Raw genomic sequence first — 12,738 nt, 5'->3', positions numbered from 1 at the left:
TCTTATTTTTAATAAAGGCTTTTTTGGTAAGAGTTGAGCGCTCTGACTGCTCGATAAAGAACATGAAGGATAAAAGAAATGAATATTATCGCACAACTTGAAGCTGAACAATGTGCAAGAATTGAAGAAAAACGCCAATTTCCAGCTTTTCAGCCAGGAGACACAGTTCGTGTCATGGTGCGAGTGACGGAAGGTACGCGGACGCGTGTCCAGGCTTATGAAGGTGTTTGTATTGCGCGTTCAGGCGGTGGGTTGAATGAGACCTTTACAGTACGCAAGATTTCTTATGGTGAAGGAGTGGAGCGGGTGTTTCCTGTTTATTCTCCGTTGATTGAAGGTGTTGAGCTGGTGCGTCGTGGTAAAGTGCGTCGTGCAAAACTCTATTATCTTCGTGGTTTGAGAGGTAAGGCTGCGCGTATTACTGAAAAAAGAGATTATAGGAAAAAAGCTGAAAAGGTTGTTGAGAAAGTAGAGACAGCAGCTGTAAGCACAGATGTTGAAAAGCAAGTTGCTGAGTAAAGATTATATCGGCTAAGCTTTATGCAAAAGCAGCTTTTATGCCGCTTATGTGTGCCTTTCGTGATTCGTTTTGTCTTTTAAAAGGCTTGAAGGGGACATAAAAATGTTTAATCTATCAATTTTTGTCTCTTTTTATTCTTAATTATGGGTGAAATTAGATATTATTGCATATATCGTTGATACTCAAAAGGATGAGTTTAATCTGAAAAATGCCTGTTTATATTTGATAAAAGATGTTAGAATATTTGATAAAAGATGTTAGACCTTTGACGTGAAGATAAAATTGTATTAGATTAAAGCAAGTTTTGCGGATTATATCCGTGGAGTAATCGGTTTTTTTATGCGTGACCTTTAATCCGTTATTTGAGACAACCGACCTGTAATATTGGTATGTTGAGATGCCAAACAAGTAAAAACGAGATAATATATGTGGTCGTTTTATACGAACTTTCTCGTTCATTACGGTTGCAGTAAAAACCAGGTCAGGATATTTTATGACAGAGACAACTAGGATAAAAGAGCGCCCTCGTTCCCCTCATATAAGTATTTATCGTTGGACAATTACTATGGCTATGTCCATTGCGCATCGCGTTACGGGTATGGCACTTTATGTTGGAATGGTTTTTTTTGCCGTTTGGTTAATTGCTATTGCGTGTGGGGAGGAGGCATTCAGAACAGTTCACGAGGTTTATAGTTCTTGGTTTGGATTGGGTATCTTATTTCTTTATACTTTGGCAGGGGTTCATCACATGGTTGGTGGACTTCGCCACATTGTTTGGGATATGATGCCTTGTCTTTTAGCAAAAAAAAAGGCAACAGTCACTGCTTGGGCGACAGTGTTTATTTCTCTTATTGTTACTTTTGTAATTTGGATTATTGGATATAGCGTTGTTTAGCTGGGGGTGAAAAAAGATATGAAAAAAGACTTTCGAACGGAACTTGGAAAAGTACGGGGGCACGGGAGTGCTCATGAAGGAACAGAGCATTTTTGGCTACAGCGTTTGACAGGGCTTGTTAATCTGCCGCTTTTGATATTTTTTATTGTTCTTATTCTTTCGCTTGTGGGCAAGGATTATAGTATTGTGCGTGCACGGCTTGCACATCCTGTTGTGGCTATTTTGATGGGATTAATGTCTTTTTCAGTCCTTTATCATATGAAACTTGGTATGCAGGTGGTGATTGAAGATTATATTCCACGTGAAGGTTTCCGGATATTCTTTTTGACGTTAAATATTTCATTTTGTTTTCTCATAGGTGGCGTCATTATTTTTTCTCTTTTGAAAATTGCATTAGGGGGTTAAACAAATATGGCGGGTACAGGATCATCTCTGGGCGCTAAAGCAGGTAACGCCCCTTATCGCACTGTAGATCATAAATTTGATGTTGTCGTTGTTGGGGCAGGTGGTGCAGGATTACGTGCAACACTTGGTATGGCGGAACAAGGATTAAAGACTGCTTGTATCACGAAGGTTTTTCCAACTCGCTCACACACGGTTGCAGCGCAAGGGGGGATTGCTGCATCGCTTTCAAATATGGGGCCTGACAATTGGCAGTGGCATTTATATGATACTGTGAAAGGTTCTGATTGGTTAGGTGATACCGATGCAATGGAGTATTTGGTGCGTAATGCACCTGCTGCTGTTTACGAATTAGAACATTATGGCGTTCCTTTTTCGCGGACGCAAGAAGGCAAAATTTATCAACGTCCCTTTGGCGGACATACGACACAGTTTGGTGAAGGTCCACCTGTTCAACGTACTTGTGCAGCAGCTGATCGTACAGGTCATGCCATTTTGCATACGCTTTATGGACAAAGCTTAAAGCATAATGCGCAATTTTTTATTGAATATTTTGCACTGGATCTCATCATGACGGATGGGGTTTGTACAGGGGTTGTGGCGTGGAATCTCGATGATGGTACAATACATCGTTTTTCGGCTAAAATGGTTGTTCTTGCAACCGGTGGTTATGGACGGGCTTATTTTTCCGCGACATCGGCGCATACCTGTACTGGTGATGGTGGTGGAATGATCGCACGTGCTGGATTGCCACTTCAGGATATGGAGTTTGTGCAATTCCATCCTACAGGGATTTACGGTTCTGGCTGCTTAATTACAGAAGGAGCTCGTGGTGAAGGAGGCTATTTAATCAATTCTGAAGGTGAACGCTTTATGGAGCGCTATGCACCTTCCTTTAAGGATTTGGCTTCACGTGACTTGGTTTCGCGTTGTATCACACTTGAAATTCGTGAAGGACGTGGCGTTGGACCTAAGAAGGACCATATTCATTTGGTTCTCAACCATATTGATCCTGCAATCTTGCACGAGCGTTTACCGGGAATTTCGGAATCAGCACGGATTTTTGCAGGTGTGGATGTAACAAAAGAGCCTATCCCCATCTTGCCAACGGTTCATTATAATATGGGTGGGATTCCTACCAATTACTATGGGGAAGTTCTCAACCCAACGCCTGATTCGCCTGATCGTATTCAACCTGGGTTGATGGCGGTAGGAGAAGCGGGATGTGCTTCTGTTCATGGGGCTAATCGCTTGGGGTCAAATTCATTAATTGATCTTGTGGTATTTGGTCGTGCTGCTGCCATTCGCGCAGGTGAAGTTATTGATCGGAATGCAGAAATTCCACCCCTCAATGAAGAAGCTGTTGATGAAATTATAGCGCGTTTTGATCGTTTACGTTTTGCACAAGGGGCGATACCGACAGCTCTATTGCGTGAAAAAATGCAACGCACGATGCAAGAAGATGCGGCAGTATTCCGTACAGAGGATTCTTTGCAACAAGGATGTCAACGGATGAATAAAATCTGGGGGGAATTGTCTGACCTCAAAGTTACAGATCGTTCATTGATATGGAATTCTGATTTGGTTGAAACGTTAGAGCTTGAAAATCTCATGGTGAATGCAATCATGACTGTTCATTCTGCACTAGCCCGTTTAGAAAGCCGTGGCGCTCATGCTCGTGAAGATTATCCAGAGCGTGATGATAAAAACTGGCGTAAACATACGCTTTCACATTTGTCAAAAGAGGGTAAGGTGACATTATCATATCGACCTGTCCATGTGGACCCGTTAACATCTGAAGCTGATGGTGGGATCGATTTAAAGCGCATTGCACCTAAAAAACGGGTTTATTAAGGGGAGACACGAATTATGGTACAAATTAAGCTTCCCAAAAACTCTCAAGTAAAACCGGGGAAGGTTTGGCCTAAACCTGAAGGTGCGATAAAGCTGACAGAATTTCATGTTTACCGTTGGTCGCCTGATGATGAGAATAATCCTCATCTAGATACTTATTACGTAGATCGTTCTGCTTGTGGTCCAATGATTCTTGATGGGCTTTTGTTTATTAAAAACCACATTGATCCAACTTTGACACTTCGTCGATCTTGTCGTGAAGGCATCTGTGGTTCATGTGCGATGAATATTGATGGAACCAATACATTGGCTTGTACCAAAGGGATGGATGATGTAAAACACCCCATTAAAGTCTATCCTTTGCCTTCCATGCCGGTTGTTAAAGATTTGGTTCCTGACTTGAAGCGCTTTTATGCGCAACACCGAGTCATTGAGCCTTGGTTGCAAACAGTTTCTCCTGAACCTGCAAAAGAATGGTTACAAAGTCACTCCGATCGCCAAAAAATCGATGGCCTTTATGAGTGTATTTTGTGTGCGTGTTGTCAGACTTCATGTCCAAGTTATTGGTGGAACGGTGATCGTTATTTGGGTCCCGCTGTTTTGCTCCAAGCTTATCGCTGGATTGCGGATTCACGTGATGAGATGTGTGGTGAACGTCTTGATAATTTAGAAGATCCTTTCCGCCTTTATCGTTGCCATACGATTATGAATTGTGCGCAAACTTGTCCAAAGGGATTAAATCCAGCAAAAGCGATTGCTGAAATTAAAAAACTCATGGTTGAACGCCGCCTTTGAAAATTTACTGATTGATGAAAATAAAGCGCAAGGTAGAAAATTGTATCTTCTTTTAGCAATTAAATCTCTAAAAGAGGATCGGCTGCTTATAAGGGCGCAATAGCTATAATCATTCTAAAGGCGAAGTAATCCCTAAAAATTAAGCAATTCTTGTAGAAGCGATTCTTGCAATGGCTGAGCAGAAAACTCATAGTTGAATACTATCTTTGAAAATTGACCGATTAACGAACAGTAGAAGAAAAAAAGAAAATTGTACGCGTTTTTTGGGCCTCTTGAGGTTTAATCTCTAAAATTTATTGGCTTTTATGAGGCGGTTACCATAGTTATTATTGCCTTTAAAAAGGCATTAGTCTTTCGGGTAAACTACACTTTAAATAGCGTTCTGTGTAAAAACAATAAAATTAATATGCTATGTGTTTTTATTTTTATTAAATTCGTATCAGAATTTCCATTTTAATGCAGATTCAATTAATCATTTTTTATAAAAAGATAACTCTGTATAAATATAGCACAAAAATAAATGTTGATACAAATATTATAACGTATGTAAATTATTCAAATGAAATACAAAGGAGTGGCCATTATAACAGTTCGTCATTTTACGATACGTTTATTATAATATCAAAAACATTGCTAATATTCAGGGATTAGGAATTTTTGATAAAATCATGATATATATTTAAAGATTATATTTTTTATTTTAAAGATTGAATTATTAAGCGCATTAAAAAACAAAAGGTGTAGTTCTCAAAAATGGAGAACGTAAAGTTGCTATCTATTGTAGAGATAGATCATACAGTCAAGGCGGTCGTAATTTAAAACTATTGTAACGTTATAGGTTTAAATTCATTAAAGAGCAGATAAGACGTTTGAAAAAATATCAAATTTATAGGTTTTTCTAGAAATTTAGAAAACGGTAGTAAAAATTCTAAGAACATGCGTTGCGAATGTGGAATGGGGAATGTTATAGGTTCGTTTGAGTTGAATGAATTCAATCATCAAAGAAAACATGTTGTATTTTGGTGAGTTTCGTGGGTTTTGATTTTATATGTTTTTATCTATAAAAAATAGAGATTTCTAGGTTTAGATCTTATTTATTATATTAGGGTATTTCATTTTTTCTTGTATATATGCTTAAGAAAGTTGTTTAAGCAGTATAAAGTATTTTTTATTTTTCAGCATACAAGATATTTTTAACATGAAAGAGAGGTTTCCAAGTATTAACGGTATAATCAGTCATTGTTTTGTTATTTATTCTGTTGTGCCGTAAAACACTATCGTATTTAGGATGTGGTAATTAAAGTGGTTAGAAGGTGAAGCTAAGCGAGGAAGCGGATTGTTTGCAGATCAGTGCGTTTTAAGAGGCTTCGTCCTTTGAGGTGTGATAGGTGGAGTCTGTTAGCCAGTTACGTAAACTAGAGCGAAATCTAGGTGGACAGCTTTTTAGTTTAATCTCTCTTAATATATTGTGATAGGAAATACACCTTAATAAGAACCACGACCGGTTGCAGAAAAAAATCATTGCGAAAAACAAGCGTGCTTGTTTTAAAATTTTTAATGCCTCTAATCATAAGGGCACGTGAAAATCTCCTGTAGTATCACGCAGACTTTTCATATTCTTGAGTCAAGAATTGTCTATATATTCCCCTCAATCTGATCTTCACGAATTGATGCAAGAGATGGGTACAAATACCTGTAAGAATAAGCAGACGCAAAGCCAGTTGTATCGTTATTGTTGCTTTGCAGAGTATTTAATAAAAATCTAGAACATTTCTCCAATTCATTGCCGGTTATTAATGATTTTATGGCGTTGTTTTTCTAAAAGAGCTTTTGCTGTTGCAGCTTTTACCTACCGGGAGTTAAGAGTATTACGTATCATCTGTTGGCGTAATCTCTGAAATCGGTATACAGCCTCTTAATTTTGGGGGGAATATGAAGCTGTAAAGGTGTAAACCAGTTTCCATTTTTGCCGTTATTTTTTAGTTCAGTTTTATGACTTTCAAAAGCGTCTAGAGTAATGTCTTTTAAATAATAGAGATTACGCATTGCTTCACGCTTTTGTTTCTCTCGTTCTTTAATAAGATCACAAATAAGATTACAACCCTTATGCAAAAACAGAACGCTCCAAACAAAATACACTTGGCTTGTCAATTTACGCGCTTGTTTTTAAGAAACCTTTCTTTAAGGTGCCCAAGCTCATTTCGCGATAGAGCTCGTGGATGGTATAATGGTAAAGCCCTGATGAATAATATAAAAATTTATAGAGCATCTCCATTTTACACTTCATAAAAGAGCAAGCTGGGTGCCATTAGATACTTTGTTAACTCCCAATGTTGCGACAATTTTTGGCATTTGGGATGGTTTATAAGAGGCATTTTTAGTGCTTTTTTGTACAGTTTTATTCTACATGGCTTTATTCGCTTGTAATGTGCAAGAAATATGGTTTTGGTTAATAAACAGCCTTGGAATGAGGGAATCCTACGGTACTAAGATCTTTTATCCAACACGCAAATTATAAATCAATGTGACGCATCTTAAGAAGTGGGATTTTAGATCTGTGCTTTTAGGAATTTTCGCTTTTTGAGGTTCAGAGAAGAGAGCAGGAATATTCAGAGTAGGGCTTACCTGTGTAGTCTACGGATATTGTTTTTAGGGTGGGGACATAAGCTACGTGATAGGTTAGCAAAGTTTGCTTAAGAGAAATTTGGTTGTTTACGAACAGCCGGAGGTTAAGAATCTTTCTTCGTCCGAAGAAGACGTCGATATGCCACTATACTTTTTATTACCAAATAGAATGTGGTTTATAGATGCTAAATCGAAATGATAGTTTATTTCATATGAGGTTTTCCGTATCTGGAGATTGTTTGGTTAAAAAACATATTTATTAATCACTTGAAAATAGCACTTAGAATTTTTAAACGATAAGTTTTGGTTTTGATGATTATAATTATTTGTGATGATCGAAAGTACCTATTTTACGAAGCTTTTTTATTGAAATATTTATTTTGTAGCTATTTTTTTTGCATCAAACATACCTTTTCAAAAGATAAATGGAAAGAATGATCAAAGGCAAGAGAATAGAGAGAGCCTTATGTATAATTTGGTTTTCTCGTACAGTTGTTGCCTATTAACTTTTTTCTTCTTTTATCCATGAAGAGTGTAGAAAATGCATTGGAGAAGCAAAGAGAATAGAAAAATTTAAATAAATAGCCGTAACAATTAGTTACGGCTATTTTTTGTTTGCATCATATTACCGAGAGAGGAAGCTCCCCTTAAACGATTTTTGATTTAGCAAAAATCGGGTCGTAAAAGACTTCAGAGAGTTTTCTATCTTTAAAGAACAACACTACGTCAACTGTCGTATAGAGAACGATTTTTATCATTTCTAACTCGAGTTGTCGGCCAACTTCTGATCTTTTAATCAAGGTGGCACATCGTTCAAATGTATGCAAAGCGCTGTTGGCATGCGTTGTTGTAATCGATCCGGGATGGCCAGTGTTGAGTGAATTGAGATATTCCCACGCTTCATTACCTCGCAATTCAGCGAGAAAAATTCGGTCGGGCGACTGACGCATACACGCATCTAGGCATTCTTCAGCTGAAACACGGCCTACATTGTTACCATAAATCATATGTACATGATTGGGATGATTGGGTAGAAAAAGCTCATGAACATCTTCAATTGTGATAATACGCTCCTCTGCAGAGACCTTTTCAATTAAAGAGCGAGCAAATGTTGTTTTACCAGATCCTGTCTTGCCTGCAATAATAATGTTGCGTTTGTAGAAGACGCATTCTTGTAAAAATTCAAGAATTTTTCCATCACGTTTATGTTGCAAAAGTTGAACTTCAAATGGCTCCAACCGTGTGAAGTCCTGCTTCAATAACAAGTTATTTGCTTCTTCTTCCGAAGGTTTGTTAAAACTTACGTCGGAGAAATCATCAAATGCACCTTCTTCTTTGAGTTCTTCTAACGTCTTAACTATAAGAGAATGTTTACGAATTACAAAGGAAAGAGCACCATCGATGACAGCTGGTGTTTGTACAATTGTACCACGTTGTCCACCAGGCAATAGCACATAATTAATACTTTTGGGAGCCATACCGTTATAAACGATAAGCGCTGTAATGAGCGTTTGCAAAAAAGTGGTTGTTAACTCTGGTACGCTATGTACTTGCCAACCCTTCAAGCTTTTCGTCCATACTTCACAGGGGCGGCAAATCGATAATTCAGTGATCGTGGGATCTTCTAAGAAACAATCAAGCGGTTGTAAAAGCTGAAAAACTGCTTGATCTTTCTGTATCGGGTTAACGTGTGACGAGACTGTAGACATCGCTGAAATCCAGATCACGAGCAACAAAAATATTTACTCGTTCGCCTTGGTTTTTGTAAAGTGTTGGTGTGATATTGATGGAATTTTGAATAACATCGGTTAGTATCGATTCGGCATCCTGAGTATCTTTATTTTGTGAGCTCTCTTTATTTTCTTTATTGCTTTTATTAACTTTTCCTCTTACCCATTCTCCTAAATCACCGATTATGCTTACCATAATTGCACTACCAAGTCTCTCCCAAAAGTGTCTGTCAACCCAGCCACCAATACCAGCTTCACCCAGAGGACCTGTGCCAGGTGAGTCAAGATTGACGACAACACCAGAAGGCGTTTCAATACGCGACCATTGCACAAACACACGTGTTTGTCCTTGTTGTATGCCACTTTGGTAAAAACCAACGACTTTAGAACCACGGTCAAGCAGAACAACACGACCACTTGTGGAATAAATATCGCGTGTTAAATGACACGTTGTCATTCCGGGTTGTGATGTAATGATCTTTGTTTCTAACGTGCAATCTATTTGCGTTCCTTGCGTAATCAAAAAGTCACGATTACGAAATTGCATCGCACGTGATTGACCTAAACGTACGGGCTGAAGGTTATCAAATAATACACCATTGTTTCCATCATCATTAGATGCCGTTTTTGTCTCTGTAGATCCTTCGCTACCGCCATTGTTAAGGCCAGAACTAAGCATACGTTTGCGTGCTAATTCTTCAGAATCTCGGAGCAAATGTGGAGGAATGGTTGTTTGAAGAAGCTTACTCAAAGCCGGTGAAATATCTAGGTTTGAATCTTCTGTTTGTATTGATTTTTCCGCATCTTCTACAATCGTTGGCTCCTCTATAACTCGAGGGACATAGTTTGGTATAATTTGCTGTACTGTTTGTTGTTCTTTTTCTTCTTCAACTTTCACGGTATTGCGCATTTTAAAAGCTTTCAAAGTCAAGGCAATTGGTATCGCTATTATGACAATAAGTCCTACCATTAGCAATGCACGGGTGCCTGGAATTGTCGGACGACGTTCAGAACCTAATTCAGAACTACCATAGGCACCTTCAATATATTTTTGCTCGACGTTGTCTAATTTTGTACCTTTCCCCTCTCCTTCCTTATTGTCAAACATCATTTTCCTCCTTTATTGATACGATAAACTACCGAAGATACTGTCCCTGTTGTGTTTGGTACGCCATTGGGGTCGTAGGCTTCATTAAAAACAGCTAGCGCGCGTTTACCAAGCCGTATGAGCCATTTAGGATTGACCTTATGAACGGCGATAATATCATTAGAACTGCCGATAACAGTGCGTGGTATTAAGCTTTCATTTCCTTCAGCATCTACAATATAAATCGATGGCATATCCATGTTAGCGGGAAATTTGAAGTAAGTAATACGCCCATTGTCCCAAGCATTTATCGGAGCAATATCTTGGTGACCGCTCATGGTATAACTGAGATTATAGCCTTTGACGCTTTGGTGAAAACCACGTTCAATCGCAAGGCGTTGGTTGTTTTCTTCTGACTTTCCATCATTTGAATGGGGATAATGGAAAGCCAATTCATATGTTGATCCCGCACGGTCATTTCGAAATTGTAGTCGGAATTTGTAACTCCGCTTGTCAGTTACAACGATAAGATTTGTATTGGCAAATTCTGCTTTTGGTTTAATAAAAATATGCCGCCCTTTATGAGCAAAGGCATAGGCTTCTGAATCGCCAAAGGCATGAGTGATATACTGTTCACCTTCTTCAAGAATAATATGTGTTGCCACACCAAGAACTGTTTCAATTTGAACCACATCGGCTTCGTTATACGTTATATAACGAATGCGGTGATCATATTGTGAATTTGATGGACTTTTGAGCGCCTGCACAGGTACCGTATAAAGAGAAGAAAATGAAGACAATAGAACAACGAAAGCAAGTTTTTTCATAATAATCAATTCCTTAATCATTCAACAGTATTTCTGGGTCAGAACGGTAACTTGTTACTTGAAAACCAAGTGGGTTAAGCAATCGATCAGATGATTTCATGGGTGCACCGACATAGGTGTAACCAATTGTTGCAATCTGGTGCTGTTTTGGTCCAGTAGCAGCACCGCTGCTGTCAAGTTGTTGAGTTGTAAAACGCACAGTTGCTTGACCGAGTCCATTAGGCTGGATTGATCGTATTTTAACTGTGATACGTGCTCTGTTGGAAAGCACTTTATCCCGTGCATTTTCCCCATTGTAGATTTTATAATATTCTTGTTGAACAGCTGCCGCACTTAAAAGTGCTGTTGTGTCATAGTTCAGTTGAATGGTATCATAGTCGTAATTTTCGCGGTTAAGGACATATTGGTTTAGCCAATATTTATCTACAACTTCACCATAGCTTTCTTCATGTTCGCGCATAATTGAGATAACATCAACTGCACCCGTCGTATTATCAACGCGCAACACTAAGGGAATTGGAGCTGGTTGAGAAAATCCAACGACTCCACATATCATACCGAATAAGCCAAAAAGACCAACAGCACTCGCTACACGCCATGCCGTTCTGCGCGATCTTATAAATTCATTGATAAGATCACGTTCTAAGCCCCGGCTTTCTTCATAATAACTGTTAAGCTGTTGTGCTTTTACTGGTTTAGCTTGTTGTTTTCTCATATGGTTCCTCGCTTGATTTCGGCAGGGATTGTTTTATTAATAGGCACGCGGTTCCTATCATTTGGTTGCTTTGGCTTTGGCGCTAACGCGCAAGCCGATAAGATATTTGCAATTAAAATTGCAAAAATGATTTTCTTCATTTTAACACTCCTGTTTTATAACCGCAATATATGCCTCTAACATTTTTTTATCATTATTTCAATTTTGATTGAGAAATATATTGATTATCTATTGTTTTAATTTTTTTCATTTAGTGATCTCATTTTTGTTTAGGGAGATGTTCATCGGCAATGCAGATATTTTTACGGGCTGTTGGTTTCGGCATTTTCCTGTATTGCTATTATGAAGAGTCGTACTATCTGTTTTACCTAATTTTCCATAGATGCCCAAATGTAACGCCTTTTGCGAGAGCATTGGCAATGCTTGCCAGTTTAAGCAACAGCATAATGGATATAATGGACAGGATAAGAACTCCCCCAAACATGTATCCCATATTCTGTCCGTAATCGAATTTCATATCGCCCAAATAGTTTGCAAAGATATTCATCATTAGATTAAATATGGTTGCTAAGAGTACAAAGAGGATTGTATAGCTTAAGACTTGTGCTATCCATTGCTCAAAGAAGCGATAGGTTGGTTGCCAGAGTAGAGCAATAATGAAGATTGGTCCCCATCCTACGAGGAGTGCAATAGCGATTTTTGTTAGTAAGACGAGACCACCGCCGATTGCAACTACGAGGCTTGTTGCTAGCAAGATGAGGATACCTAAGAGACTGTAAAGCAGACCGTTGGCATCGAAGAAGATAGTTTCTTCGAAAAGGCGGCTTGCATATAGAAATCCTTTGCCTGCTGCATTGTCAAGTAAGCCCATTAATTGCTTATCATTGAGTGGATTTGTTATGAGTGCTTTTGATAAATCATGAGGCATTTGAGTTATCATATTTGTGATTTCTGGCTGATACAGTCCTGCGGTAAGAGCTATTGAAGTAATAATGCTTATCCGTATGAAACGGTTTACAAATCCGGAGAGAGGCATATCTATAGCACCGCGAATGATGAGCCATCCATAGATGATAAAAGCGATGGTGATCCCGATTGAGATGAAGGGTGTAATTGTAGCAATTGCTTTTGAGGAAATATCTGTGACATATGTCTTTGTTATCTGATCAATTTTATCGAAAAGTTGCGTGAATATCGTGAAGTTCATGGCATACCTCTTTGACGAATTTTCAATTTTTCATCCTCTCAAAACACAGATACATGCTATGCGCTTCATTTGGATTTACAC

General features: G+C 38.5%; 11 protein-coding genes. 5 read left to right on the top strand and 6 right to left on the bottom strand.

Going from position 1 to position 12,738, the window contains the following annotated elements:
- Window positions 1-78 precede the first annotated feature (78 nt).
- The 5 genes from rplS to QHG57_RS01450 all read left to right on the top strand — a co-directional run bounded on the left by rplS (window position 79) and on the right by QHG57_RS01450 (window position 4,466).
- A complete protein-coding gene (gene rplS / locus QHG57_RS01470) occupies window positions 79-519 on the top strand; it encodes a 50S ribosomal protein L19 (RefSeq protein WP_330168332.1) in 441 nt (146 codons plus the stop codon).
- 494 nt (window positions 520-1,013) lie between these two features.
- Window positions 1,014-1,415 carry a succinate dehydrogenase, cytochrome b556 subunit gene (gene sdhC, locus QHG57_RS01465; protein ID WP_330168331.1) on the top strand — a complete coding sequence of 134 codons (402 nt, stop codon included), beginning with the start codon at window positions 1,014-1,016 and terminating at the stop codon, window positions 1,413-1,415.
- A gap of 18 nt (window positions 1,416-1,433) precedes the next feature.
- The gene (gene sdhD, locus QHG57_RS01460) at window positions 1,434-1,820 is read left to right on the top strand and encodes a succinate dehydrogenase, hydrophobic membrane anchor protein (RefSeq protein WP_330168330.1); all 387 of its coding nucleotides are present in this window, start codon (window positions 1,434-1,436) and stop codon (window positions 1,818-1,820) included.
- A gap of 6 nt (window positions 1,821-1,826) precedes the next feature.
- Window positions 1,827-3,671 (top strand): succinate dehydrogenase flavoprotein subunit, encoded by a 1,845-nt coding sequence (gene sdhA, locus QHG57_RS01455; protein ID WP_330168329.1) that lies wholly within the window; start codon window positions 1,827-1,829, stop codon window positions 3,669-3,671.
- 15 nt (window positions 3,672-3,686) lie between these two features.
- Complete coding sequence (locus QHG57_RS01450; RefSeq protein WP_330169333.1) at window positions 3,687-4,466, top strand: succinate dehydrogenase iron-sulfur subunit; 780 nt, start codon at window positions 3,687-3,689, stop codon at window positions 4,464-4,466.
- Between the two features lie 3,272 nt (window positions 4,467-7,738).
- Here QHG57_RS01450 and virB11 read toward each other — a convergent pair.
- The 6 genes from virB11 to QHG57_RS01415 form a co-directional block, all read right to left on the bottom strand.
- The gene (gene virB11, locus QHG57_RS01440; protein ID WP_330169332.1) at window positions 7,739-8,800 is read right to left on the bottom strand and encodes a P-type DNA transfer ATPase VirB11; all 1,062 of its coding nucleotides are present in this window, start codon (window positions 8,798-8,800) and stop codon (window positions 7,739-7,741) included.
- Window positions 8,775-9,929: a type IV secretion system protein VirB10 gene (virB10, locus tag QHG57_RS01435; protein WP_330169598.1), complete on the bottom strand. Its 1,155-nt coding sequence runs from the start codon at window positions 9,927-9,929 to the stop codon at window positions 8,775-8,777. Before virB10 ends, virB11 begins: the two co-directional genes overlap by 26 nt.
- On the bottom strand, window positions 9,929-10,735 hold the full coding sequence (gene virB9, locus QHG57_RS01430; RefSeq protein ID WP_330168326.1) for a P-type conjugative transfer protein VirB9: 807 nt from the start codon (window positions 10,733-10,735) through the stop codon (window positions 9,929-9,931). Before virB9 ends, virB10 begins: the two co-directional genes overlap by 1 nt.
- A gap of 13 nt (window positions 10,736-10,748) precedes the next feature.
- Window positions 10,749-11,450, bottom strand: coding sequence for a VirB8 family type IV secretion system protein (locus QHG57_RS01425; RefSeq protein WP_330168325.1), 702 nt, complete (start codon window positions 11,448-11,450; stop codon window positions 10,749-10,751).
- The gene (locus QHG57_RS01420; protein ID WP_330168321.1) at window positions 11,447-11,590 is read right to left on the bottom strand and encodes a membrane lipoprotein lipid attachment site-containing protein; all 144 of its coding nucleotides are present in this window, start codon (window positions 11,588-11,590) and stop codon (window positions 11,447-11,449) included. The genes QHG57_RS01425 and QHG57_RS01420 overlap by 4 nt, the downstream gene beginning before the upstream one ends.
- Window positions 11,591-11,814: 224 nt before the next feature.
- Complete coding sequence (locus QHG57_RS01415; protein ID WP_330168320.1) at window positions 11,815-12,657, bottom strand: TrbL/VirB6 family protein; 843 nt, start codon at window positions 12,655-12,657, stop codon at window positions 11,815-11,817.
- Window positions 12,658-12,738: the final 81 nt, after the last annotated feature.

The organism is Bartonella grahamii subsp. shimonis, from assembly GCF_036327415.1.
Classification (GTDB): domain Bacteria; phylum Pseudomonadota; class Alphaproteobacteria; order Rhizobiales; family Rhizobiaceae; genus Bartonella; species Bartonella shimonis.
Note: the sequence above shows the minus strand (reverse complement) of the source record. Positions and strands in the feature narration are given on the sequence as shown.